The sequence below is a fragment of the Pseudomonas sp. LBUM1653 genome (genome assembly GCF_059716115.1).
In genome coordinates this window covers 1547408-1573363 of sequence record NZ_CP166803.1, presented here as the reverse complement: position 1 = coordinate 1573363, position 25956 = coordinate 1547408, and the positions used below count along the sequence as shown (strand labels likewise).

General features: G+C 60.1%; 22 protein-coding genes and 1 tRNA gene. 12 read left to right on the top strand and 11 right to left on the bottom strand.

The window, feature by feature from the left end:
- The first annotated feature begins 236 nt into the window (after nt 1-236).
- The 8 genes from uca to ACA054_RS07085 all read left to right on the top strand — a co-directional run bounded on the left by uca (nt 237) and on the right by ACA054_RS07085 (nt 11638).
- A complete protein-coding gene (uca, locus tag ACA054_RS07120; RefSeq protein ID WP_497688770.1) occupies nt 237-3872 on the top strand; it encodes an urea carboxylase in 3636 nt (1211 codons plus the stop codon).
- A gap of 25 nt (nt 3873-3897) precedes the next feature.
- A complete protein-coding gene (gene atzF / locus ACA054_RS07115) occupies nt 3898-5676 on the top strand; it encodes an allophanate hydrolase (protein ID WP_497688769.1) in 1779 nt (592 codons plus the stop codon).
- A gap of 230 nt (nt 5677-5906) precedes the next feature.
- Nucleotides 5907-7406, top strand: a complete 1500-nt coding sequence (locus ACA054_RS07110) for a sensor domain-containing diguanylate cyclase (protein WP_497688768.1) — start codon at nt 5907-5909, stop codon at nt 7404-7406.
- Nucleotides 7403-7621, top strand: coding sequence for a cysteine-rich CWC family protein (locus tag ACA054_RS07105; protein ID WP_497688767.1), 219 nt, complete (start codon nt 7403-7405; stop codon nt 7619-7621). Before ACA054_RS07110 ends, ACA054_RS07105 begins: the two co-directional genes overlap by 4 nt.
- Nucleotides 7622-7656: 35 nt before the next feature.
- Complete coding sequence (locus ACA054_RS07100) at nt 7657-8349, top strand: pseudouridine synthase (protein WP_497688766.1); 693 nt, start codon at nt 7657-7659, stop codon at nt 8347-8349.
- Between the two features lie 312 nt (nt 8350-8661).
- Entirely contained in the window at nt 8662-9546 is an 885-nt protein-coding gene (locus ACA054_RS07095; RefSeq protein ID WP_497688765.1) for an alpha/beta fold hydrolase, read from the top strand.
- 165 nt (nt 9547-9711) lie between these two features.
- Nucleotides 9712-9785: transfer RNA gene (locus tag ACA054_RS07090), tRNA-Gly, on the top strand.
- 305 nt (nt 9786-10090) lie between these two features.
- Entirely contained in the window at nt 10091-11638 is a 1548-nt protein-coding gene (locus ACA054_RS07085; protein WP_497688764.1) for a Fic family protein, read from the top strand.
- A 422-nt stretch (nt 11639-12060) separates the two neighbouring features.
- Here ACA054_RS07085 and ACA054_RS07080 read toward each other — a convergent pair whose 3' ends face one another.
- The gene (locus ACA054_RS07080; RefSeq protein ID WP_497688763.1) at nt 12061-12630 is read right to left on the bottom strand and encodes a YjaZ family protein; all 570 of its coding nucleotides are present in this window, start codon (nt 12628-12630) and stop codon (nt 12061-12063) included.
- Nucleotides 12631-13357: 727 nt separating this feature from the next.
- On the opposite strand from ACA054_RS07080, the gene ACA054_RS07075 reads away from it, so the two are divergent.
- Nucleotides 13358-13627, top strand: coding sequence for a short-chain dehydrogenase (locus ACA054_RS07075; protein WP_497688762.1), 270 nt, complete (start codon nt 13358-13360; stop codon nt 13625-13627).
- 139 nt (nt 13628-13766) lie between these two features.
- Nucleotides 13767-14495 (top strand): class I SAM-dependent methyltransferase, encoded by a 729-nt coding sequence (locus ACA054_RS07070; protein WP_497688761.1) that lies wholly within the window; start codon nt 13767-13769, stop codon nt 14493-14495.
- Nucleotides 14496-14548: 53 nt separating this feature from the next.
- Here the strand turns inward: ACA054_RS07070 and tam are convergent, their stop codons facing one another.
- On the bottom strand, nt 14549-15319 hold the full coding sequence (gene tam, locus ACA054_RS07065) for a trans-aconitate 2-methyltransferase (protein WP_497688760.1): 771 nt from the start codon (nt 15317-15319) through the stop codon (nt 14549-14551).
- 661 nt (nt 15320-15980) lie between these two features.
- On the opposite strand from tam, the gene ACA054_RS07060 reads away from it, so the two are divergent.
- On the top strand, nt 15981-16391 hold the full coding sequence (locus tag ACA054_RS07060) for a low affinity iron permease family protein (protein ID WP_401308702.1): 411 nt from the start codon (nt 15981-15983) through the stop codon (nt 16389-16391).
- Between the two features lie 45 nt (nt 16392-16436).
- On the opposite strand, the gene ACA054_RS07055 is transcribed toward ACA054_RS07060, so the two are convergent.
- The 5 genes from ACA054_RS07055 to ACA054_RS07035 form a co-directional block, all read right to left on the bottom strand.
- Nucleotides 16437-16940: a DUF4142 domain-containing protein gene (locus tag ACA054_RS07055; protein ID WP_497688759.1), complete on the bottom strand. Its 504-nt coding sequence runs from the start codon at nt 16938-16940 to the stop codon at nt 16437-16439.
- A gap of 74 nt (nt 16941-17014) precedes the next feature.
- Nucleotides 17015-17170 carry a stress protein gene (locus ACA054_RS07050; protein WP_497688758.1) on the bottom strand — a complete coding sequence of 52 codons (156 nt, stop codon included), beginning with the start codon at nt 17168-17170 and terminating at the stop codon, nt 17015-17017.
- 118 nt (nt 17171-17288) lie between these two features.
- Nucleotides 17289-18635 (bottom strand): sensor domain-containing protein, encoded by a 1347-nt coding sequence (locus ACA054_RS07045; RefSeq protein ID WP_497688757.1) that lies wholly within the window; start codon nt 18633-18635, stop codon nt 17289-17291.
- Nucleotides 18636-18738: 103 nt separating this feature from the next.
- Entirely contained in the window at nt 18739-19377 is a 639-nt protein-coding gene (locus ACA054_RS07040; RefSeq protein WP_497688756.1) for a LysE family translocator, read from the bottom strand.
- Nucleotides 19374-20327: a LysR family transcriptional regulator gene (locus ACA054_RS07035; RefSeq protein ID WP_497690256.1), complete on the bottom strand. Its 954-nt coding sequence runs from the start codon at nt 20325-20327 to the stop codon at nt 19374-19376. The genes ACA054_RS07040 and ACA054_RS07035 overlap by 4 nt, the downstream gene beginning before the upstream one ends.
- Before the next feature lie 77 nt (nt 20328-20404).
- Here ACA054_RS07035 and ACA054_RS07030 point away from each other — a divergent pair, with 77 nt between their 5' ends.
- The gene (locus tag ACA054_RS07030) at nt 20405-20893 is read left to right on the top strand and encodes a DMT family transporter (protein WP_497688755.1); all 489 of its coding nucleotides are present in this window, start codon (nt 20405-20407) and stop codon (nt 20891-20893) included.
- Between the two features lie 78 nt (nt 20894-20971).
- Here the strand turns inward: ACA054_RS07030 and ACA054_RS07025 are convergent, their stop codons facing one another.
- The 4 genes from ACA054_RS07025 to ACA054_RS07010 all read right to left on the bottom strand — a co-directional run bounded on the left by ACA054_RS07025 (nt 20972) and on the right by ACA054_RS07010 (nt 25747).
- On the bottom strand, nt 20972-22303 hold the full coding sequence (locus ACA054_RS07025; RefSeq protein WP_497688754.1) for an MFS transporter: 1332 nt from the start codon (nt 22301-22303) through the stop codon (nt 20972-20974).
- A 188-nt stretch (nt 22304-22491) separates the two neighbouring features.
- A complete protein-coding gene (locus tag ACA054_RS07020; protein ID WP_497688753.1) occupies nt 22492-23418 on the bottom strand; it encodes a hydroxymethylglutaryl-CoA lyase in 927 nt (308 codons plus the stop codon).
- Nucleotides 23415-24608 carry a CaiB/BaiF CoA transferase family protein gene (locus ACA054_RS07015; protein WP_497688752.1) on the bottom strand — a complete coding sequence of 398 codons (1194 nt, stop codon included), beginning with the start codon at nt 24606-24608 and terminating at the stop codon, nt 23415-23417. Before ACA054_RS07015 ends, ACA054_RS07020 begins: the two co-directional genes overlap by 4 nt.
- Before the next feature lie 230 nt (nt 24609-24838).
- Complete coding sequence (locus tag ACA054_RS07010) at nt 24839-25747, bottom strand: LysR family transcriptional regulator (protein WP_497688751.1); 909 nt, start codon at nt 25745-25747, stop codon at nt 24839-24841.
- Nucleotides 25748-25956: the final 209 nt, after the last annotated feature.

Here is a 25956-nt window from a genome sequence, read left to right as displayed (position 1 = left end):
GCTCAGGCCAGTGCCTCAAACATTCCGAACGCCACTGAACCCTGTGGGAGCGAGCTTGCTCGCGATAGCGGTGTGTCAGGCAACACATACGTTGAATGTGGGACCGTCATCGCGAGCAAGCTCGCTCCCACAGGGGGACGGTGGAGTCTGAAGAGAATTGATTTTTCCGTTGGGGACGACCCCGGCGCTCATCGAAAAACTGCGGGACGGCCCGCATCCCCTCCAGGGGTTATGCCATGTTCGAAAAAGTCCTGATTGCCAACCGTGGCGCCATTGCCTGCCGCATCCTGCGCACCTTGCGCGAACTGCACGTCGCGGGCGTTGCCGTGTACTCCGAAGCCGATGCCGCCAGCCTGCACATCCTGCAAGCCGACGAGGCCCACTGCCTCGGTGAAGGCGCGGCCGCTGGCACCTACCTGGCGGTGGAAAAAATCCTCGCCATCGCCAAGGCCACCGGCGCCACCGCGATCCATCCCGGCTACGGCTTTCTCTCGGAAAACGCCACCTTCGCCCAAGCCTGCGAAGCCGCCGACATCGCCTTCATCGGCCCGACCCCGGAGCAATTGCGCGTGTTCGGCCTCAAGCACACCGCCCGCGCCCTGGCCAAACAACACGGCGTGCCGATGCTCGAAGGTACCGAACTGCTCGACAGCCTCGAAGCGGCATTGATAGCCGGTGAACAGGTCGGCTACCCGGTAATGCTCAAAAGCACCGCCGGCGGTGGCGGCATCGGCATGCGTGTATGCCGCAGCGCGGCCGAATTGAGCGAATCCTTTGAAGCGGTCAAGCGCCTTGGCCAGAACAATTTCAGCGACGCCGGTGTATTCATCGAGAAGTACATCCAGCGCGCCCGGCATCTGGAAGTGCAGGTGTTTGGCGACGGCTGTGGCGAGGTGATTGCCCTCGGCGTGCGCGACTGTTCGGTGCAGCGGCGCAACCAGAAAGTCCTCGAAGAAACCCCAGCGCCGAACCTGCCCGAGGGTATGGCCGATGAACTGTGCGCGGCGGCGATCAAACTGGCCAAAGCGGTGAATTACCGCAGCGCCGGCACGGTCGAGTTCGTGTTCGACAGCGATGCCCAGCGTTTCTACTTCCTTGAAGTGAACACTCGTTTGCAGGTGGAACACGGCGTCACCGAGCAAGTCTGGGGCGTCGACCTGGTGCGCTGGATGGTGCAACTGGCAGCGGGTGATCTGCCGCCGTTGAGCGCGTTGAGCCAGGGCTTGAAACCGCAGGGTCATGCGATTCAGGCACGCTTGTATGCGGAAGATCCAGGACGCGATTTTCAACCCAGTCCGGGCCTGCTGACCGCCGTGAATTTTCCACCGGCTAACGGTATACAACTGCGCATCGACACCTGGGTCGAGACCGGTTGCGAGATCCCGCCCTATTTCGATCCGATGATCGCCAAGATCATTAGTTGGGCGCCGACCCGTGATCAAGCGGCTGCCGACCTGCATCAAGCCTTGGGCGAAAGCCTGCTCTACGGGGTGGAAACCAACCGTGATTACCTGAGGCAGATTCTGCTCGATGCGCCCTTCGCCAGCGGTCAGCCGTGGACCCGTTGCCTGGAAGGCCTGGTATACCAGGCCAACACCTTCGAAGTGCTCAGCGCCGGCACCCAGACCAGCGTCCAGGACTATCCCGGTCGCCTCGGCTATTGGGCGGTAGGCGTACCACCATCGGGGCCGATGGACAGTCGAGCGTTGCGCTTGGGTAACCTTTTGCTGGGCAATGACGAAGGCGCCGCAGCGCTGGAAATCACCATGAGCGGGCCACTGCTGCGCTTCAATTGCGACGCGGTCGTTGCCGTCACGGGCGCAGTGATTGCGCTGGCGCTGAACGGCGAAAGCGTGGCGATGAACTGCGCACTGCTGGTTCCGGCAGGCGCGACATTGAGCCTGGGCACTATTGCCGGCGCTGGCGCTCGCAGCTACCTGTGCCTGCGTGGCGGGCTGCAAGTGCCGGATTACCTGGGCAGCAAAAGTACCTTCACCCTCGGCCAGTTTGGCGGGCATGGCGGTCGTGCTTTGCGGGCCGGCGACGTGTTGCATGTGCCGGCCTTGAGTGACCGCAGCGTCGGTGCGCGATTGGCCGACAATCAGCTCAGCGAGTTGCCTGCCATGCGGCAGATCCGGGTGATCTACGGTCCACACGGCGCACCGGAATACTTCACTGAAAACTACATCGGCACCTTCTTCGCGACTCAATGGGAAGTGCATTTCAACTCCAGCAGAACCGGCGTGCGGCTGATCGGGCCGAAACCGGAATGGGTACGGGCAGATGGCGGTGAGGCAGGTCTGCATCCGTCGAACATCCACGACAATCCGTACGCCATCGGCGCGGTGGATTTCACTGGCGACATGCCGGTGATCTTGGGGCCGGATGGTCCGAGCCTAGGCGGATTTGTCTGCCCGGTGACGGTGATCGAGGCGGATCTTTGGCAACTGGGGCAGCTCAAGGCTGGGGACAAGGTGCAATTCACCCCTGTCGATCTGAAAACCGCCCGAAATCTCGCCCTGAAATGGAGTCCCCCCTGTGGGAGCGAGCCTGCTCGCGAAGAAGTTAATGCGGTGTCTGATCTGGCCCCTTCGCGAGCAGGCTCGCTCCCACAGGGGGTTGTGTCGCCTGTGGTGCTGGATATTGGTCAGGAAGACACGCGGCTGGTTGCGCGGTTGTCCGGTGATACACACCTGCTCCTGGAAATCGGCGCCCCGGAACTCGACCTCGTCCTGCGCTTCCGCGCCCACGCCCTCATGCAAGCCCTGGAAAGCAAACACCTGCACGGCGTGATCGACCTCACCCCAGGCATCCGCTCGTTGCAAGTGCACTACCAACCCGAGCAATTGCCCCTGGCGGATCTGCTCGGCATCGTTGCCGGCGAATGGGACGCCGTGTGCGCCGCCAAAGACCTGCAGGTGCCCTCGCGCATCGTCCACCTGCCTCTATCCTGGGACGACCCGGCCTGTCAGTTGGCCATCGAGAAATACATGACCACCGTGCGCAAGGACGCCCCCTGGTGCCCGAGCAATCTGGAGTTCATCCGCCGCATCAACGACCTGCCGAACCTCGATGAAGTGCAACGCACGGTGTTCGACGCCAGCTACCTGGTGATGGGCCTGGGCGACGTCTACCTCGGCGCACCGGTCGCCACCCCGCTCGATCCGCGCCATCGCCTGGTGACCACCAAGTACAACCCGGCCCGCACCTGGACCGCGGAAAATTCGGTGGGCATCGGTGGCGCCTACATGTGCGTGTACGGCATGGAAGGCCCCGGCGGTTATCAGTTCGTCGGGCGTACGTTGCAGATGTGGAATCGCTACCGCGAAGTCGCCGCGTTCGATGGCAAACCGTGGTTGCTGCGCTTCTTCGACCAGATCCGTTTCTACCCGGTCAGCGCCGATGAACTGTTGCGCATACGCCGGGATTTCCCCCTCGGGCGCTTCGAGCTGAACATCGAACACAGCCAGCTGAACCTGGCGGATTACCTTGCATTCCTGGCGCAGGAAGCCCAGAGCATCAACGCGTTTCGCGATCAGCAAAAAGGCGCGTTCAACGCCGAACGCGAACGGTGGATCGCCAGCGGCCAAGCGCATTTCGACAGCGAAGAACTCATCCCGGAAGTGACCGAGGACGCAGCACTGGCCAGCGGTCAACAGAGCGTCGACAGCCACATCGCCGGCAACCTCTGGCAGGTTCAGGTCGAAACCGGCAGCCGGGTCGAGGCCGGTGATGTGCTGGTGATCCTGGAGTCGATGAAGATGGAAATCCCGCTGCTCGCCCCCATGGCCGGGGTGGTGCGCGAGGTTCGTGTGCAGCCGGGTTCGGCGGTGCGCGCCGGACAACGCGTCGTGGTGCTGGAACTCGACTGAAACCATTTTGAAAAGGATTAACGCCATGAACATCAATCTGCAACTCGACGCCCTGCGCAACGCCTACCGCGACGGCAGCACCACGCCCCGGCAACTGCTGCTGAGCCTTCGGGACAAAGCGGCGGCACTGAACCCGGACTATCACCTGTTCATCCATTTGCTCAGCGCAGAAGAACTGGAACCCTACCTCGCCGCCCTCGACGGCCGCGACATCGACAGCCTGCCACTGTACGGCGTGCCGTTCGCGATCAAGGACAACATCGACCTGGCGGGCATAACGACCACGGCGGCCTGTCCGGCGTTTGCCTACGTGCCCCAACGGTCGGCGACCATCGTCGAGCAACTGCTGGCGCTGGGCGCAGTGCCGCTGGGCAAGACCAACCTCGACCAGTTCGCCACCGGCCTCAACGGCACTCGCTCGCCCTATGGCGCATGCCCAAACAGCGTGTTGCCGGAGTATCCGTCGGGTGGTTCCAGCGCCGGTTCTTCACTGGCGGTGGCGCTCGGTGTGGCGAGTTTTTCCCTGGGCACCGACACCGCGGGCTCCGGGCGCGTGCCGGCGGCGTTGAACAACCTGGTCGGGATGAAAGCCACCAAGGGCCTGATTTCCACCGCTGGCGTGGTGCCGGCCTGTCGCACGCTCGATTGCGTGACGACGTTTACCGCAACCGCCCGGGAGGCGAGTCAGTTGCTTGCATTGACCGCGAAACTCGACCCACGGGACGAGTACAGCCGCAGTAATCCGTTGTGGAATGACGGCTCGGCGTTTGGCGCCATGCGTGCGTTCCGTTTCGGTGTGCCTCGGGCGCAAGACCTGGAATTTTTCGGCTGCGCTGAAGGCCCGTTGTTGTTCGCCGATGCCATCGAACAACTCAAGGCTTTGGGCGGCGAAGCCGTGGAGCTGGATCTTTCGCCGTTCCTCGAAGCGGCGCGTTTGCTATACGAAGGCCCTTGGGTGGCCGAACGTTACAGCGTGGCCGGCGAGCTGATGGAAGAAAACCCGCAAGCCGTGTTGCCGGTGATTCGCGCCGTATTGGACAAGGCGCCGGCGGTCAGCGGTGTGCAAACCTTCCGCGCGCAGTATCGACTGCAAGCGCTGAAAGCCTTGTGCGACAAAGCGCTGGATGGCCTCGATTGCGTGGTCACGCCCACCATCGGCCGCCCGGTCACACTGGCAGAACTCGACGCCGAACCGGTACTGCGCAATAGCGAACTGGGCTACTACACCAACTTCATGAACCTGCTCGACTACGCCGCCGTTGCCGTGCCCAGCGCTTTCATGGACAACGGCTTGCCCTGGGGCGTGACTCTGTTTGGGCGGGCGTTCACCGATCAGTATCTGTTGAGCCTGGCCGATGGCTTGCAGCGCCAGCAAGGATTGGCGGCACCGGTGCCGACGGCGGTGGCACGCAATGACCGGGCGCGGCTGGTGGTCTGTGGCGCGCACCTGGATGGATTGGCGTTGAACTGGCAGCTCAAACAGCGCGGCGCGCGCTTGGTGGAGACCACGTCCAGCTCAGCCGATTATCAACTGTATGCCTTGGCCGGTGGCCCGCCGTTTCGTCCAGGCATGGTTCGGGTCAAGGACGGCGGCGTGGCGATTGCCGTGGAAGTCTGGGAATTGCCGAGCAGCGAACTGGGTTCGTTCCTCACCGGCATTGCGGCACCGTTGGGGCTGGGCAAGGTGCAGTTGGCGGATGGTCGCTGGGAAAGCGGGTTTATCTGTGAGGCCTATGGATTGGAGGGGGCGGTGGAAATCAGTCATTTGGGCGGGTGGCGCGCCTATCTGAGAACCCCCGCCTGACCCGCCCCTGTGAGATCGTTCCCACGCTCTGCGTGGGAATGCCTCAACGGACGCTCTGCGTTCGGCTCTTGATTTGGGACGCGGAGCGTCCCTGGCTGCATTCCCACGCAGAGCGTGGGAATGATCTGCGCCACAACACAGGAACGAGCATTCGCGACGTACATAGAGCAGTTATTTCCCGCGCCAGCCTTTAGAATGCTTGCCATCGGATTGCTGACAATGGAACTGCCATGCCACTTCGCTCGCCGCTGTATTCCCAACGGTCGTTGGTCCTCACACTGGTCGCGTTGCTGGGCGCGGGCTTCCTGGCCACCTCCTTTCTCAGTTACTACGCCTCGCGAGCGTCGATCCGCGACAACATCGTCAATACCGAGCTGCCGCTGACCTCGGACACCGTCTACTCGGAAATCCAGAAAGACCTGGTCAGGCCAATCCTGATTTCCTCGATGATGTCCCGCGACACCTTCATGCGCGACTGGGTGGTCAACGGCGAACGCGACACCGGGCAGATGACCCGCTACCTCAACGAGGTCATGACCCACTACGGTGCCTACACGGCGTTCTTCGTCTCCGACGCCAGCCTGACCTACTACCACGCCAAGGGCGTGCTCAAGCAGGTCAAGATCACCGAGCCCCGCGATGCCTGGTACTTCCGTGTCCGTGACATGAAGGATCCCTACGAGATCAACGTCGATCCGGACCTCGCCAACAAGGACAACCTGACCGTCTTCATCAACTACAAGGTCTACGACTACCACAACCGCTTCATCGGCGCCGCGGGTGTCGGGCTGACGGTCGACGCGGTGATCAAGCTGATCGACAAATACCAGCAGCGCTACCAACGCAGCGTGTACTTCGTCGATACATTCGGCCGTCTGGTGCTCACCGGGGCCGAGGGCGGGCCGCAAGGTGCCCTAGCCGGGCAGACCCTGGCCGAACTCGACAGCATGAAAAACCTGCTCAGCCAGCTGCCCAAGCCCCACAGCGGCAGCTACGAATACTCGGGCCAGGGCCAGGGACATTTCCTCAACGTGCGGTTCATCCCGGAACTGAACTGGTACCTGTTCGTCGATAAGCGCGAAGACGGCGACCTCAGCGACATCCGCCGCTCGCTGTACCTCAACTTGCTGATTTGCCTGGTCGTCACCCTGACCGTGCTGGCCCTGCTCAACCACGTGATCAAACGCTACCAGGGCCAGATCCAGACCCAGGCGACGCTCGACAGCCTGACGGAACTGCCCAACCGTCGCGGCTTTGACCTGCTGGCCGCGCAAGCGATGCACGAAGCCCAGCGCGAACCAAGGCCGCTGACGGCCTTGCTGCTGGACCTGGACCACTTCAAGGCCTTGAATGACACCTACGGTCACCTGGCCGGCGATCAGGTGCTGATCGGCTTCGCCCGGGACCTGGAAAGCTGCCTGCGCCACTCCGACATCGTCTGTCGCTGGGGCGGTGAAGAATTCATCGTGCTGCTCAAGGACACTGACGGTGACAGCGGCCAGGTGATCGCCGAGAAAATACGTCAGCATGTGGAACGCCAGCCCTATGCCTACAATGGCAACCGCTTGCGACTGACCGTCAGCATCGGCCTGACCACCCTGCAGGCCGATGACACCTTGCACACCCTGCTGTCGCGGGCCGATCATGCGATGTATCGGGCCAAACAATCGGGCCGCAATCGAACCTGCGTGGAACTGCCCGACGCTCTTTATGAAAAAGCCTGCTTATGACAAAGCCTGACCTCTGCCCCGCTTGCGGCGCACCCAACGACTGCGCCCTGGCCGACCCGCGAACCGCTGACCGGGCGTGCTGGTGCTACGGCGTCAGCATCGATCCGGCGGTGCTCCAAGCGCTGCCAGCCGAACTGCGCAACGCTGCCTGCCTGTGCCCGCGTTGCGCCGAGGTCGAGGCGCAGTTGCAAGCAACGGCGCAGTCAATCCAGTAAGATGCGCCCCCCCGTTCTTCACTGATCTTCCATCCATGCGCGTCGACCGCTTTCTCAGTAACCTGCCCTGCTTCAACCGAAAGCAGGTGCGCCTGTTGCTAGTGGAAAAGCGCGTAAGGATCGACGGCAAAACCGTTAGCGACCCCCACGCCGACGTCCGCGAATTCAGCCGCGTCGAAGTCGACGAACAGGTGCTGCAACCCGGCAAACCGCTGCGTCACTTCATGCTGAACAAACCCGCCGGATGCGTCAGCGCCACCCGCGACCCGCAGCACCCCACCGTACTGGACCTGATCGCAGAACCGGACAAGGATGACTTGCACATCGCCGGACGCCTGGATTTCAACACCACCGGCCTGATGCTCATCACCAACGACGGCAGTTGGTCGCGACGCCTGACCCAGCCGCAAACTAAACTGGCGAAGGTCTACTACGTTGAAACCGAGCAGGACATCGGCCCCGAATACGCGATCACATTCCGCGAGGGGTTGTATTTCGCCTTTGAAGATCTCACCACCCAACCCGCCGGGCTAGAGCTGCTGGGCCCAAAATGCGCGCGCCTGAGCATCGTCGAAGGTCGGTACCACCAGGTCAAGCGCATGTTCGGTCACTTCAACAACAAGGTGCTGCGCCTGCATCGCGAACGCATGGGCCCACTGGTGCTCGACAACGGGTTAAAACCAGGCGAATACCGCCCCCTGAGCGTTGACGAGATCGAATTGATCTAAGCAGGGTACCGCTCAGCAGAAGTTGTCGAACAATTTGCCATTAGCACTTGCGCGATGACGTGACGCCTGCTTGAATCAGGACGTCGGCCGAAATGTGACCGATGAGTCACAAGATGCTTCTTAGAAACTTTTTGCCGGTAGGAACCCCTGGGTTCCGGCCTCGCCCGGCAAACTGCCCGCCAATAATAATACCCGTCGACCGGGCTGTAATGGATCGACATGGGCTAACAATTTCCAAGGCGTATGCCTACCTGTCACAAAGCTCGTGCAATCTCTTTTGCGCGCATACCCGCTTGCCAGGAGTCTTATGACATGAGGCCAGAAATCGCTGTGCTGGATATACAGGGTCAGTATCGGGTTTACACGGAGTTCTATCGCGCAGACGCCGCAGAGAAGACCATTATTCTGGTCAACGGCTCGATGGCCACGACTGCGTCGTTTGCACAAACCGTGAAAAACCTCCACCCGCAGTTCAATGTGGTCTGCTATGACCAGCCCTACGCGGGCAAATCCAAAGCCCACAACCTGCATGAGAAATTGCTGACCAAGGAAGTCGAAGGGCAGATCCTCCTGGAGCTGATCGACCACTTCGCCGCCGAACACGTGCTGTCGTTTTCCTGGGGTGGCGCAGCAACACTGGTCGCATTGGCCCATCAGCCACGGCGCATCGAAAAAGCCGTGATCAGCTCATTCTCCCCGGAGATCAATGCGCACATGCTCGATTACCTCGAGCGCGGTGTGGATTACCTGGGCAGCCGCGACGGTGACCGGGTCGGCAACCTGGTCAACAGCACCATCGGCAAACACCTGCCGACGCTGTTCAAGCGCTTCAACTACCGGCACGTCAGCAGCCTGGCCGATCATGAATACGGGCAGATGCACTTCCACATCAGCGACCTGCTGCACAGCGACCGCCAATGCTTCTTCAAAGCGGCCGAGAAAATCAACGTACCCCTGCTGTTCATGAACGGCGAATGGGACGAATACACCGCCGCCGAAGGCGCCCGGTTGTTCGCCGGTCACGTGCAAGACGCCACCTTCACAACCCTGGGAGCCACCGGCCACTTTCTCGACATGGAACACAAAGCCGCCTGCCGAGACAGCCGCAATGCACTGCTGGGGTTCCTGAAGCCGGCACAGCACGATAGCCGACCGCGTTACCACTACGTCCAGGACCACCATGCACTGTCCCTCTGAAATAGCGTCATCGCGAGCAAGCCCCACCCTGCCCTGTAGGAGCGAGGCTTGCCCGCGAATGACCGTCACACGGTTCCTGTTTGTGTTTCACCCGCGCTAAAGCCATCAAACGCAAAGAAAAACTTCATTTCCACGCGCACATCTGGTACAAAGTCACCGCTCTGAGCGGGTGTCGTATAATGGCATTACTCCAGCTTCCCAAGCTGATAACGAGGGTTCGATTCCCTTCACCCGCTCCAATCGAATTTTTGTCTCACGTTGTTTTTTGACGGGGGATGCAGGTATAGAAAAAACCGGCCTTTATGGCCGGTTTTTTTGTGCCTGGGGTTTGGTGAGATCCGGCTTGTCATTCCGCTGGTCGACTAGAAAGTGTTCCCGCCGGTGTTGCGACTACTCTGAGCCCGTTAGCGTTTTTTTCTCAAAACCCGGTTTCAGTATCAATTTTCATCAAGCATTAGCCTTTTCACACCTGCGCAAATTAGCGTTTTCGCATAGGATCGACGTTCTGTTAGCGTTTTTCTTGCCTCAGTAAAGGATTTCGTCAATGCAAGTCGGTTTCAAGACCCTCGCGAACCGCTACGACATCGCATTAGCGCAACCTCTGCGCGTCGAGTCCATGATCGGCACCACCCGTGTCAGCCGCGAAAGCGACGGGCATGTGGAAAACCGGTATCCGCCAAGCTACCGGCCCGCAGACGACTTTGCAGGACATTTCGAATTCGGCCTCAAGTACGAAGAGATTCATCTCGAGTTCTTTGCTCGCCTGTTTGCGGCAGTAGGTCCACAGCCTGTTGAAGACTGGTGTCGACGGGAGCCTTTTGGCCAGTACGCCCGTCGCACAGGATTCCTCTACGAATGGCTGACAGGTGAACATCTGGATGTGCCTGACGTGACCAATGGCGCCTATGTCGATGCACTTTCGGCAAAAAAATACCTGACTCGTCGCGAGTCGTTACGAATCCGGCGTTGGCGAATCAATAACAATCTGCCAGGAACAGCTCAGTTCTGTCCCTTGGTTCGCCGTACGACGCCCGTGCAGGAAGCTCTGCAATTCGATCTGCGCGAAGCATTGGCTGAGTTGGATCAGACCTTTGGCGCCAACATCCTGATGCGCACGGCCAGTTGGCTGACGTTTAAGGAATCGCGTGCGAGTTTCCTCATCGAAAAGGAAGCCGACCAGGCTGATCGCATCCAGCGGTTTGCCCATGTCATTGCCCAGTACTGTGGTCATATCAAAGATCCGTTGAGCAACGACAGCCTGCAGTCCCTTCAAGCCGGCATTCTCGGGCGTGATGCCATCGGACTGGGATTTCGGCGCTCTCCTGTGTTCGTGGGGCAGGCCACGATGCGCGAAGACATCGTGCATTACATCGCCCCCCACTCCAGGGACCTTGACCCGTTACTGGCGGGCCTCAACGAGTTTGAGGTTGCAACGCGTGGTGCGGAATCACTGGCACGCGCCGCTGTGTTGGCATTTGGCTTCGTCTATATCCGTCCCATGCGCGATGGCAATGGCCGGATACACCGCTTCCTGATCAACGACACCTTGATTCGGGACAAGGCAGTGCCCGACGGCGTAATCCTGCCGGTGTCAGCCACCATCACTAGCTCGATCGACTTCAGGGCTGGCTACGACCGTACGCTCGAAGTGTTCTCGCGACCGTTCATGCGACGTTACGCGACGGCCTATCGCTTCGGCGAACTGGTGACCTACGAGGACGGAACGCTCAGCAACTTCATCTTCGATGAATACGAAGATGCCTGCTTCGCCTGGAGGTATCCGGATCTGACCGAACACGTCCTGTACACCGCACGCGTTGTCGAGCACACGATTCGCACGGAAATGGCGGATGAAGCCCGCGTGCTGGTGATCTTTCAGCGAGCACAGGAGCAGTTGAAAGAGGTACTGGAAATGCCGGATCAGGATGCGAATCGCATCATCCGTTCCATCAAGGAGAATGGCTGGGTGGTGTCGGGCAAGCTGAAGAAAGGGTATCCGCTGCTTGAAGATGAGCGCATGGCGGAGCGGGTTGTGGAGGCTGTGCGTTCGGTGTTTGAGGATCGCGAGATGGGAGACAGTGAAGAGAAATAAATCCGTCACCTTTTTCGTCAGTCACCTTTTTCGTCACCTTTTCGTCACCTTTTCGTCACCTTTTTCCGGTCAAGTTTGTTTGCGGGTGATGCCTGACGAGTATTCCGGCCAAGCCGATGAGCTCAAGGTGGTGGCCGTGGCTTTGAATAGGGCAAACGCGATGATCCAGCGTGAACCAGGGTGATCAAAAATGATCAATGAACCTTGTATACGCTTGTGGTTCCTTGCATAATCAACTTGCGACTTAGTCGTGTACCACAGGGTGGTTACAGGGATCCGAAAGGATCGCACCCCGTTACTGCGAAAGCAGTTCGCCGAGCGCGACGCGAGAACGACCTGCCCCGTCGAATGCATGCAATCGACGGCTGAGAATCCCTCCTAGAGAGGGATTCGCCGTTTCTGGGCCCCCAATTTCCCGCTACTCACGTCTTGTGCCGGTTCCGGACTTCTTTCGGACACTGCCCCTTCGGCTTTTTCTGGGTGTCGACCGCGACCTTGAAGATGCTGAACCCCTTCTTGTTGATCGGCACCCCTGGTGAGCCTTCGCCCAGCCGTGCAAAGAAAGCGCTGGTGACGTGGATCCGCAACACCCGATTTTCCCGAAAGATGGCCATGCAGATCTTGAACGGCTCCACCACGCCACTTTCGTTGTTCATCACGTCCAAGGTGAAAAAGCTTTCGCCTTGCGTCAGGTAGACCGTAGCGCCGGCGAGTTTTTCCAGCATGCCTCGCAGCTGTTTTGAAGCCTCGTAGCGCTCCATACAGATGAACTGACTCTCGCGACCGTCGGCGTACTTCAGGGGAATATTGTGCTTGGTGTCGTCTTTGGTGAAGCAGTGCAAACCATAGGTGACGACGAAGCGGATTGCTTCCTTGCCTTCTTCCTTCTGGAACAGGACTTCGTGACTGTCTAAATGCCCCAGGTCAAACGACATCCCGTCATGCTCAAAAGGCTCCCAATGCTGGATGGAGTCAACGTGAAATGCTGGCAAGCTCGTTCCTCGAGCAAGGGGTAAACGCCCACTTTACCTGAAAAATCAGCGTTATTTTGGACACCGAACACGGCTGAGGCTCATGGCCGGGGTTGCTTGATATTCAGTTCGTGACGCGTAACGAGGCGGGCTCGATAGCGATCGCCAGTGGGTGACCCGCTCCGGACACATGAAAGTTTCGACGGCTTTAAGTTAAGGCTCTAGCCAAACTCGCTCGACTTCATCGAGACTGAACTCGTCCCGGCACATCGCCATGAGGCGCCAACCAACGTGTCGTGAGGGCTTTCCGTGTTTGTGGATCGAAAGATGGGCAGCAAAGAGTAATTCTTTTGCGGATCCGGCTGACGCGCTGGGTGGTTCCGCGTACGGAATGCCCCCATCTCCGATGGTTACAAACAGCCCGACCTTCAAACAAGCCACGTCCTACACGACACTAGGAAATGTCCGTACACTCGCGCATTGCTGTGCCTTTGTCATGAGATCTATAGTCCGAGCGCGCCCTAAATGGCGTATCGGGTTTGGCGACTCGATGGCAAGGCACAGAAATCTCCGAGCCAGCTCGGAGCGTTTCTGAACGTACTTGGCTACCTGTTTTTTGGTGGCTGTGCGTGGGAGATCTTCGGGTCTGCCGGTTTGTGCCTTGTCCGGTTCGCCAACCCGCGTACAGCTACCACCCTTTGTTTGGCGACGCTGAGTGGTAGTTCACCTAACCTCAAGGTAATCACTCATGAAAGAATTTATGGCTTTAACCAGCAACGCCGACGACCTCCCCTCGTTGTATGTAAACACCACCCAACCGCTGCACTCACTTCTTAGCACCGCCATCTACAGAATCCGGGCCGTCACGCAGATCCTTGAAAACCTCGCGATGCGGGGCGGTATCACCACCGACTCGGTCATCCTCAGCGACTTTGCATTGCTCTGCTGCGTGCCGTTGCGCGACGGTTGTGATGTGCTGGACGTTATAGCTCGACGCATGGATGCAGAACCGTCCTGATGTAACACCTTGCTCACGATGGCGGCCAGGCAGACAACACGGATGTGAATGTGCGACCGTCATCGCGAGCAGGCTCGCTCCCACAGGGTTTACGGTAACCCCAACGCATGTCGAACGATTTCAGCAGAGCACCCCGACCATGACCCAAAACATCTACGACAACCCCGGTTTCTTCCAGGGCTACAGTCAAATGGCCCGTTCCATTAATGGCCTCGATGCCGCACCGGAATGGCCTGCGCTGAAGGCGATGTTGCCGCCGATGAAAGGCTTGAAGGTGGTGGATCTCGGTTGCGGTTACGGCTGGTTTTGCCGTTGGGCCAGTGAGCAAGGCGCCCACAGTGTGCTTGGCCTGGACGTTTCGCAGAAAATGCTCGATCAGGCTGGTAGCACAACGTCCGCCTCTAATATCCGATACGAACGCGCAAACCTGGAACAGCTCAATTTGCCGGCAACTAGTTTCGATCTGGCTTACAGCTCACTTGCGCTGCATTACATTAAGGATTTGCCGGGGCTATTCGCGAATACCCACGCAGCGCTCAAACCCGGTTCGCGGTTTGTGTTTTCCATCGAACATCCTATCTTCATGGCGCCGCGTAATCCCGGCTGGATCACCGATGCCGAGGGCCGCAAGAGCTGGCCATTGGATAACTATCAGATGGAAGGAGAACGCGTGACCAACTGGTTGGCCGACGGCGTGATCAAGCAGCACCGAACCGTTGGCACGTTACTCAACATGCTGATTGGCGCGGGTTTCAGCATCCAGCATGTCAACGAATGGGGACCCACGGATGCCGAGGTTGAAGCGCAACCGGCATTGGCCGAAGAGCGGGAACGGCCGATGATGATGTTGGTCAGCGTTCAGCGCTGATTGATGAAGCCATGGGACAGATGACGCTCAGTGTGATCTGTCCCTTTTTCGCTTCAGCGAGTGGCCACCAGAAACAACCGCGGGAACGGCAGCAATACCGAACCATCGGCCAATGCCGGATAGGCCTGCTCGATGGCGGCCTGATACTGCTTCAGATACTGCGCGCGTTCCGCCTCATCCAGCGGATCGAGGAACGGCCGCAACCCGCTGCCTTTGAACCACTCCACCACACCCGACGCGCCGCCCGCCAGCGGATGATGGTAAGTGGTGCGCCATACATCGACGCGGGTACAACAGGCTTTCAACATCGAGTAATAAGCGCTGGCATCGGCCATTTCGGTCCGTTGTCCTGCGACGCCTGCCAGTTTTTCGGCCCACGGGCCTTGTGCCGCAACTTCGCGCATCAAGCGGTGCGAAGGTTGATTGAGGTTGTCCGGCATCTGGATCGCCAGGCTGCCACCCTGTGCGAGCTTGCTCACCAGCGCAGGCAGCAACGTTGCGTGATCGGGAACCCACTGCAGCACCGCGTTGGCAAAAATCACATCGAACGGGCCGCTGTCATTCCAGGTGTCGATGTTAGCAACATCGAACCGCACCTGCGGCAGGCGCTTGCGCGCGGCCTCGATCATGTCGGTCGAACTGTCCAGCCCACGTACGGTGGCGTCGGCGAAGCGCTCTACCAGCAACTCGGTCGAGTTACCGGGACCGCAACCGATGTCAATGGCCGAGCGCACTGTCCCGTCGGGTATGGCGGCCAGCAGGTCGCGGGCGGGACGGGTGCGTTCATCTTCAAAAGCGACGTATTGTTTGGCGGACCAACTCATTGCGTTCTCCTGTCGGTGCGTTGTGTGGGTCTTGGCTGACAACCGGTTCGCTACGATACATCGACTGGGGGGCGGTGCTCTATTCCACCTTTGGCGGGAATCGTCAGTACAGGTTTCCGCCCGGTCCGAAAGACCAACGCAATGTTCGAAGACGCCTTCGCCGGCAAGCCTGGCTCCTACAGAGGGGATGCGTAGGGCTCCCGATCAGGCCGGCCGGTAGGCCGCCTCGTTTTGGCTTTTGATTTGGCTTTTGATTTTCTTGCCACATCGAGAGGCCGAGTGGAGGTTCTGCGCAGTGGGCAACCCGGCATGGATGCCGGGTTAGCCGCGCTGGGCCAAGGATGGCCCATCGCGGCGGGCCCACGGAGCAGGACCGGAGCGAGGGCATGCCGAGCCACAGCGAGGCACCGAACGTCAGGGGCAAGAGCCCTTGGTTACTTGGGGCTTTTCCAAGTGACTCGCCGTAAGGGCGAAACCCTAAGTCGCCGTTACCGCAGTAATGGATATGTACACCTGTAAGAAAATGATCGGCAGTCAGGCCGCCTTCGCCGGCAAGCCTGGCTCCTACAGGGTTCGCCATTGGGTAGCCGGTAAAAATCCGAATTTTCGTCGCGCCACCGATGTCTGAATTTCAGGTTCATCCCCAATAAGGAAAACGGCCATGAAATTCGCAAAAATCGCCCAGAAACTTGCCCTGTGGACCGGCAGCCCCACGACGTTCCTCGGGGCGATCATCCTGATTTTAGTGTGGGGGCTGAGTGGGCCGATTTTCGGTTTCAACGATACCTGGCAGTTGGTCATCAATACCTCAACCACCATCATCACCTTCCTGATGGTATTCCTGATCCAGAACACGCAGAACCGTGACACGGACATTCTGCATCTGAAGGTCGATGAGTTGCTGCGGGTAACAAAAGAAGCGCAGAACGCGATGCTAGGGCTCGAGGCGTTGGACCTCAAGGAACTGGAAGCCTTGAGAAAGCACTACCGCAGCCTTGGCGAAGGCCAGACCATTTCCATTGATGGCACCGTGGTCCAGGAGAAAGGCAAACAGGATCTGAATGAATGCTGATCGATGGTGCGCGGGTGAGCGCAAGTCACCCGCGCACGCGAAGGGTTACCGACTGGCTTGCAGGGCCCTGGCCATTTGCAGGTGATTCTGCAGTTTTGGCAGGGTTTCTTCAGCGAACGCCTTGATTTGCGGCTCGTCGGTGGTCTGCGCCGTTTGCTCGAGCTGCTCAATGGCTTCCTGGGTGGTCTTGACCTGACTGGCCGCGTAGGCCTCATCGAAGGTCGCGCCTTCCATGACTTGCGGCATTAGGGCCTTGGCTTTTTCCATCACCTCTTCGCGCGGGGCCACCGGCAGGTCCAGCTGCTTGGCGATTTTCGCCAGATGCTGGTTGGCGGTCGTGCGATCGTTGATTACGACGATGGTGTAGTCCTTGACCTCTTTGGATTCGGACTTCTGGTGCGCCAGGCGACTGGCTTCGATGTCGGCGATGCCCTTGGCCGACGCATCGTTGATGAATTCGGTGGGTGTCTGGGCGAAGGCACTGTTGGCACACAGGCCCAGTAACGCGGCTAGACCGCAGTTGCGTAATCGGGTGGCCATGCGGTTCATGGTCGCGCCCTCCTCAGTAAAAATTCAAACGGGAGCTTTCGCTCCCGCTTCTCAATCAAAACTACCTTCATCCGCTACTTGGATTTCTGTCCAGGTTTGCGGCCCATGTCGGGTTTCGCAGGCTCTTTATCGACAGTCGTGGTGGTAGTTTTCCCACCTTTGCGACCGGCTTCAGGCGCCTTCGTTCGATCGTTGGCGTTTCCCGAGTTCGAGTTTCTTGAGTTAGGCATGATTCTCTACCTCTTGATGATGAACGCGGCGAGCCGTAGCCCGCATAGAATCTGAATTTCCACGTAGCAAAAGGTTTAGAAAAGCTGAAATCGCCACGACGAACGGTGGCAATACTTTTCAGACAAGACGCAGGTGATTCTCGCGCTTGGCGGTGTACATCGCCTCGTCGGCGTGCCTGAACAGCTGCTTTTCTTCGGTGCCATGCTCGGGGTATTGGGCGACGCCGATGCTCGGCTGGATGTGCAGGCTGTGCCCGTCGAGGCGCAGCGGAGCTGACAGTACCTGACGAATTTTCCCGGCCACACAGTCGGCATCGCCCGAGGCGTTGATGCTGTGCAGCAACACCACGAATTCGTCACCGCCAATGCGCGCCACTGTGTCGGTTTCGCGCACGCAACCCTTGAGCCGATTGGCCACTGTCTGCAGCAACATGTCACCGACTGCATGACCGTGGGTGTCGTTGACTTGCTTGAAGCGGTCAAGATCGACGTACAACAGAGCCATGCGTCCGCGTTCTTCCCGCGCCGATTCCAGGGCCAAATTCAGCCGGTCACGCAGCAATTCGCGGTTGGGCAGCTGGGTCAACTGGTCGTATTGGGCCATGTGCTGCAGGCGCGTGTGCAATTGCTTGCGCTCGATCGCGGTGGCGACTTGCTCGCAAACATATTGCAGCAACTCCTTGTCCTGCTCGGTGTAGCGCTCGCCACCCGGCACGCTTTTGACGATCAGGGCACCAATCGTGCCGTTTTGCGAGTTCAGCGGCACACCCAGCCAGCACGACGAATGCTGCCCGCTCACCAGCGCCTCGAAGCCCACGGGCACGTCGCTCTGGTCCGGCGTCAGCAGGATCGGCAGGCCGCTGCGGATAACCTGCGCGCAAAGGCGTGCGGTGATGGTTCCGGGCTGTTCGGGTTGCGGCTCGTGATCGTCGACGTGATAGGGAAATTTCAGCTGCGCACACTGCTCGTCAAACAGCGCCACGGAAAAATTCAGCGCCGGCAACCATTCGCCGATAATCAGGTGGACACGTTTGAACAACGCCAGCAAGTCTTCCGCCGCATGTGCCGCTTCGGAAATCGCATACAACGCCGCTTGCCGGGATTCGGCCAGCTTGCGCTCGGTAATGTCGCGGGCCACGGCGATGCGCAGCTGATCGACCTCTGACCAACGCGCCGACCACAGGATATTGACCACCCGGCCATCCTTGCGCAGGTAGCGGTTTTCGAAATTGAGCTTGGGCTCGCCGCCCATGATGTCCTGCGCGGCGTCGAGGGTGCGCTGACGATCGGCCGGGTGCACCAGGTCGATCATTGGCTGGCCGATCAGCTCGTCGGGGCTGTAGCCGAAAATGCGCTCGCAAGCCGCGCTGACAAAGACGAAGCGGCCTTGTTTGTCGACCGCGCAAACGGCGTCCAGCAATAGGTCGATGTAGCTCGCCAACGGCGCGGAGTTTGTTCTGGTCATGGTGCAGTGAGCATGTCCGGACATTGCAGCCATTAAGAACCTTCCCTGACCGGTCAGGCGCCCGAGCGCCGACTGTGCAACTGATGCGTCCCTGCGCTCAGCGTCAAGCCTTGTTCGTCACCAGCCCCGGCAGTGCATGCGCCAGTGCGTTGATGGCGAAACCGATAAACATTACCCCGCACAACCGGGTGATAGCCAATTCATGACGTTGATACAAGGTGCGCACCTGGCGCGCGCCGACAATGCCGATGAGGATAGCGTAGGCCAGCAGGCCACCGACGAAGCTCAAGACGATCAGCCACGGCAACATCGACCAGGTCAGCAACTCTGCCCGGCTGGACAATAGCGCAGTGAAGGTGGCCACTGCCACCGGGTAAGCTTTCGGATTGGTCAGGCCGAACAGAATGCCGTGCCAGAATGGCTGCCGCGCCGGCCCCTGCGGCGCCTCGGCACCCCTTTGACGCGCCCGCACCGCGCGCCAGCCGAGCCAGAACAGGTAGAGCCCGCTGAGCACGCCCAGCGCATCGAACGCGGTGCTGCCGATTTCCCGCGCACCGACAATCGCCACCAGCGCGGTGCTGCACCAGACCACATCCCCCAACAAATGCCCGCAGAGAAACCCCGCCCCCGCCCGCCGTCCGTGCGCGGCGCCAATGCCGAACACCGCCAATACGCCCGGCCCTGGCGTGATGCCATAGATGAAGCCCGAGGCGAGAACGGCCATTAGCAGCGAGGGGGTCATGGGAAGTCCTTTTGAGCTGTTTTGGTGAGTGGGCGCCAGTCTATATCAGCTGAGGCTCGCTCGATTTGCGCATTCAGCCAATTCAACGCCTGGTCCCCGCCCCGGCGCTTGTGCCAGACCAGGACAAAGGTAAACGACGGAATATCAAACGGCGGCGGCATGACTATCAATGACTGCTCATCGATATCGCGCAGGGCCCGGGAGGCGACGGTGAGGATTAGATCCGTTGCGCTGATGAGTTCCGGGGCGACACTCCAGTGCGGCAGGCTGATCGCAACTCGACGACGTTCGCGCAGGCGGGTCAAGGCGCGCTCAATTTCCGGGGTGCCGCTGCCACGCATTTCCAGCAGGACGTGGGGTCGGCTCAAATAGGTGCGAAGATCGAGCACGCTCGCGTCAGGCAGGCTGTTGCGGTCCACCAGGCAAACATAGTGCTCTTCGAATAACGGCGTGCTGCGCAGCTCGTTGGGCATTTCCGGAAACACCCCGGCGGCGACATCGATATCACCGTTGAGCACCCCTTCGAGCATGCCTTCACGGCTGGCGTGACTGATTTGCAGGTCGATGCCCGGCGCTTCACGCCGCAGCGTGCGGATCAGACCTGGCAGGACGATGGCGGCGCCGTAATCAGACATCGCCAAGCGAAAGGTGCGTTTGGCCGTGGTTGGATCGAAGGCGTTCGGTGCCAACAGTGATTGCACCTGGGCCAGGACTTCGCCCAGCGGCGCCATTAGCTCCAGCGCCCGCGGGGTCGGCACCAGGCTGGCGCCGGCGCGAACCAGTAAAGGATCACCGAGCAGATCGCGCAAGCGCGCCAGGGCATGGCTGACGGCAGGCTGGCTGAGGTGCAGACGCTCTGCCGCGCGAGTGACGTGTTGCTCGCTGAGCAAGGCGTCGAGGATCACCAGCAGGTTAAGGTCGATGCGGCGCAGATCATTCATGTGGTGCATGTTCGACATAGCAAATCGGAATTTAAATCTGTGCGACGAATACTCTAGAGTCCAGCAAAACTTGTTGGAGAATGAATATGAGTACGTTGCATTGGGCGGGTCTGTTGCTGCTTGCCGCGTTCGCCGGTGCGGTGGTGCCGTTTCAGAGCGCGATCAATGTCAATCTGGGGCGCGGCCTGGGTCATCCGTTGTGGGCAACCCTCGCTTCATTGGTGGTAAGCATTCTGGTGTTGTTGCCGATCATGCTGGCGATGCGTTTGCCGTTGCCGTCGTTGGCGTTCATCGGAAAGGCGCCGCTGTGGATGTGGGCTGGTGGTGCGTTTGGGGTGTGTTTTATTTCGTTGGCGTTGGTTCTGCTGCCCAAGCTTGGCGCTTCGGGGTTTATGGCATTGGCGCTGGCTGGGCAAGTGGTGGCTTCGCTGTTGCTCGATCACTTTGGGTGGTTTGGGTTGGTGGAGCGGCAAATCACCTTGCCGCGATTGGCTGGGGCGGTGTTGTTGATCGGCGGTGTGGTGTTGATTCAGTTCGGTGACACTGCAGGAAAAGCAATTGCAGCAAATACTTGAAGATCAAAAGATCGCAGCCTCCGGCAGCTCCTACAGGGATGCGTGGTCCTTGTAGGAGCTGCCGAAGGCTGCGATCTTTTAAAACTTGTCTAACGTGCGCAGCTTCTGCGGCAAGCCCCACAACAGCAGCGCAACAGCGATCAGCGCGCAGACACCAATGACGTACAGCGCTGGCGTGGTGCTGCCGGTCAGGTCCTTGATCCGTCCGACCATGACCGGGCTGACGATGCCACCGAACTGCCCCAGAGTGTTGATCACCGCGATCCCGCCCGCCGCACCCGCGCCGGCACCGGCCAGCAGTTTCGGCGGCAGGGTCCAGAAGCTCGGGATGGAGGCGATGATGCCGGCACCTAGCAAGCCCAATGCGACGATCAGGAAGGTCGTGTGGTTAGCGAAGATCCCGGCACAGAAGAAACCAATCGCGCCAACGGCGACCAGACCGGCGACAAACTTGCGTCGCTCGCCAGAAGCATCGGACAAGCGCCCGATCACCACCATGCTGATGGCGCCGCAGATGTACGGAATGGCCGTCAACAGTCCGATCATCACCGGGCTCTCGGTACCCGCGCTGCGGATCAGTTGTGGTGCCCAGAAATTCAGGCCGTAGGACGCCACCTGAATCAGGAAGTAGATCAGGCCGAGGGTCAGGAAGCCCGGAATCCGCAAGGCGGCGAGCAGCGAGCCGCCACTCTTGTGCGGCTCATGGTGCGCAATGCGACTGGCCAGCAGGGTCTTCTCCGACGGCGTAAGCCAATGGGCGTCTTCGATGCGGTCCTTGAGCGAGGTCAACACCAGCAAGCCGAGGCCGATGCAAGGCACACCGCCAAGCAGGAACAACCAGTGCCAGCCGCGCATTTGCAGGAAACCATCCAGGTGTTGCAACACCAGCCCGGAAAACGGCGCACCGACCAGACCGGCAAAGGCCGACGACAAAAACAGCATCGACGTGATGCGCCCGCGGTAGTGCTGCGGGAACCACAGCGTCAGGTAATACAACACGCCTGGCGCAAAACCCGCCTCCATTGCGCCAATCACGAAACGCAAGGTGTAGAACTGCCATTCGCTGTTGACGAACACCATCAACGCCGTGGCCACGCCCCAGGACATCATGATCCGGGCGATCCAGCGACGGGCGCCGACCTTGTACAGCATCATGTTGCTCGGCACTTCGAAAATCACATAACCGACCACGAACAACCCGGCGCCGAGGCCATAAGCGGTGTCGCTCAGGCTCAGGTCGGTCTGCAGCTGAAACTTGGCGAAGCTGATGTTGATGCGGTCGAAAAACGCGAACAGGTAGCAGACCATGATCAGCGGCATCAACCGCCAGGCGACCTTGCTGACCAAGGCTTTTTCTTCATCGTGGCTAACGGCCGGGCTCGCGCCGACCTCCAGTGCATTCAGGCTCATTGCGGTTCTCCAGGCGGACTTCCCTTGGGGTGTCCGATTGTTTTTGTTGTCTGGTTAAGGTGCTCGGTGTGAGAGCTTTTACTGTGGGAGCGAGCTTGCTCGCGATAGCGGTGTGACAGTCACCATAAATGTTGAATGGGCTGGCCTCATCGCGAGCAAGCTCGCTCCCACAGGGGGTTTGGATGTGGTCAGGAGGGCACGGGGTGCAGGTCGCAATTGCGCCCGGCCTTGGCCAACTGGCCCGGCACTTCGTGGCCGAGCAGCGCCGGCAATCCTCGGGACAGCTTGAGCAACAGCGGCAAGTCGATGCCGGTGGTAATCCCGACTTCATCGCACAGATTGACCAGGTCTTCGGTGCAGATATTGCCAGAGGCACCCGGTGCAAACGGGCAACCGCCGAGGCCGCCGAGTGCCGCGTCGAAACGCCGGGCACCGGCCTCGTAGGCGGCCAGCACATTGCACAAACCCAGACCACGGGTGTTGTGGAAATGCAGGGTCAGGTCCGCTGGCGATACCCGTTGCAACACCCGTCGCACCAACCGGTCGACCTGCCGCGGATTGGCCATGCCTGTGGTATCGGCCAGGGTGATGCCCTGGATGCCGAGCTCTTGATAGGCCTCGACGATTTGCAGTACCCGGTCCTCATCAATCTTGCCTTCGAACGGGCAACCAAAGGTGGTGGCAATGCTGGCGTTGAGACGCACCGGTGTGCCGTGCACAAACGCCACGATCTCGCCGAAGGCGGCCAACGAGTCTTCGCAGCGCATGCGCATGTTCGCCAGGTTGTGGGTCTGGCTGGCGGACATCACCAGGTTCAGTTCATCGGCACTGCAGGCCAGCGCCCGTTGCGCGCCCTTCAGGTTGGGGATCAACGCGACGTAGATCACTCCCGGTTGGCGGGCGATGCCCTTGAACACCAGCTCACCGTCGCGCAACGCGGGAATGGCCTTGGGTGACACGAACGACCCGGCCTCGATACGGCTGAACCCGGCCAGCGACAGTTGATCGATCAGCGCGATCTTGTCGACGGTTTCAACCCAGGTCGGCTCGATCTGCAAGCCGTCGCGCGGGGAGACTTCCTGAACGATCAGGCGCTCGGAATAATCAGTGATCATTGCACCACTCCTTCGACTTTCAGGCGTTCGATGTCCGCCAGCGTAAGACCAAGCTGCGCGAGGATGCCGTCGGTGTGCTGGCCCAGTCCCGGCCCCGACCAGTTGACGCCACCGGGTGTCTCCGAGAGTTTCGGCACGATGCCCGGCATCTTCACCGTGGCGCCACCCGGCAGTTCGGCACTGAGCAGCATGTCCCGCGCCTGATAATGCGGATCGGCAACGATGTCGGCTACCGAATAGATGCGTCCGGCCGGCACTTCGGCGGCTTCCAGCGCCGCCAGTACGTCGTCGATCGGCAGGCTGCTGGTCCAGTGGGTGATCGCCGCATCGAGCAGGCCGCTCTTGGCCGCACGCCCGTCGTTATGGGCGAACTCGGGGGCTTCGGCCAGATCCTGGCGGCCAATGGTTTGCATCAGTCGCTTGTAGATCGGATCGCTGTTGCCGGCAATCACCACGTAGGCGCCATCGGCCGTGAGGTAAGTGTTGGAAGGTGCGATGCCCGGCAAGGCACCGCCGCTGCGCTCACGCACATGGCCGAGCATGTCGTATTCCGGCACCAGGCTTTCCATGACGTTGAACACGCTTTCGGCCAGCGACACATCGACGATTTGCCCACCGCCCTGCCCGGTCTTGACCCGCAGCAGCGACATCAGCGCGCCGATCACTGCGTGCAGCGATGCCAGGGAATCGCCAAGGCTGACGCCAACCCGCGCCGGTGGCGAACCGGGGGTGCCGGTGGTGTAGCGGATGCCGCCCATGGCCTCGCCAATGGCACCGAAACCCGGACGGTCGCGGTACGGACCGGTCTGGCCGTAACCGGAAATCCGTACCAGCGTCAGGTTGGGGTTGAGGGCATGCAGCACGTCCCAACCGAGGCCGAGTTTTTCCAGTGCGCCGGGACGCAGGTTTTCGATCAGCACGTCGGCGCTGGTCGCCAGTTGCTTGACCAGTTCGATGCCTTCGGCGGATTTGAGGTTCAGCGCCAGGGACTTCTTGTTGCGCGATTGCAGGTACCACCACAGCGAGGTGCCTTCGTGCAGCTTGCGCCATTTACGCAGGGGATCGCCCTGGCCCATGGCTTCGATCTTGATCACCTCGGCGCCGAACTCGGCGAGCATGCGCGCGGCGAACGGCGCGGCGATCAGCGTGCCGATCTCGATCACTTTGATTGCACTTAAGGGGGCAGTCATCGCGGGGTACCTCTTGTTCTTGGAATATGGGTCCAAGGCTAGAGGACAGGAGGCTTGGGAATCCAACCTTCAGTTGGCAACGAGCGTTCGCGAAACGCGAACGGCCGGCAATGAATACTCCGCGACCTCAGGTATGCCTTCGCGAGCAGGCTCGCTCCCACAGGGAAATGCAGTCCAAATGTGGGAGCGAGCCTGCTCGCGAAGAGGCCGGTCCAATCAATAGAGAATTGTCAGACCGCCCCATGCAAATGCTCAAACAACATCCGGCTCACCGGCGACAGCAACGCCTCATCACGCACCACCAGGATCAAGGCGCGATCCGACCACTCATCGGTCAACGGCACGGCCGTCAGCCCCAAGGCCCGACCGAACAATTCATAGGCCCGCTGCGGCAGGACGCCGATGCCCATGTTGGCCTGGACCATGCGGCACATGGCGTCGAATCCCGGTACATGGATACGCACCCGCAAGACCTTGCCGGCCTCACGCGCCGCCGCGTGGGTGCGCATGTTGATCGAACTGGCGGCGTGCAGGCCGACGTAATCGCTGTCCAGGGTGTCGGCAAACGCCAGGCTCGAACGGCCCGCCAACGGATGGTGTGGGGGCATCAACACCACCAGTTTGTCCTGGCGATACAGCACGCTGCGCAGGCCCTTGATGTCGCTGTCGATGGAGCAGATTCCGAGATCCGCCACGCCATCCAGAACGCCCTGGATCACCCCGGCGCTGGGCCGTTCCTCGAGATCGGTCTTGACCTGCGGGTGACGCTCGGAAAAATCCCGCAAGTCTTCGGGCAGGAACTGAATGATTGCCGACAGATTGGCGAGCATCCGCACATAGCCCCGCACACCGTGGCTGTGCTCGCCCAGCTCCAGGCCCATTTTCTCGACGTTGAACAACATCTGCCGAGCGTGGTGCAGCAACGTTTCACCCGCCGGCGTCAACGTCATGCCTTTGGCCTGGCGCACGAACAAGCTGATACCCAGCGCTTCCTCCAGCTCCATCAAACGCTTGCTCGCCGCCGACACCGCAATCGCTTCACGCGCGGCGGCACGGGTGAGCGTGCCCTCTTCATGGACAGCGACAAAAAGTTGCAGGGTGATCAGGTCGAGACGGCGGATCAGGCTTTTTTGCAGCATGGAGGGCTCGATGACGTGAGGGTCGACTGAGACGGCAGGATAGCCCGGTTTGTGTTTAACCTGACACGGCACCGAACATAATCGTCCTACACATATACCTCCTGTAACACACAGCTTTGCCAGAATCAGCTAATTCAAATGGCCGCCTCGTCCTCTGTAGTCTGGGCTTCTGTAAGCTAGTCACCGAGCTTTTGCGTACTCACGGCGAA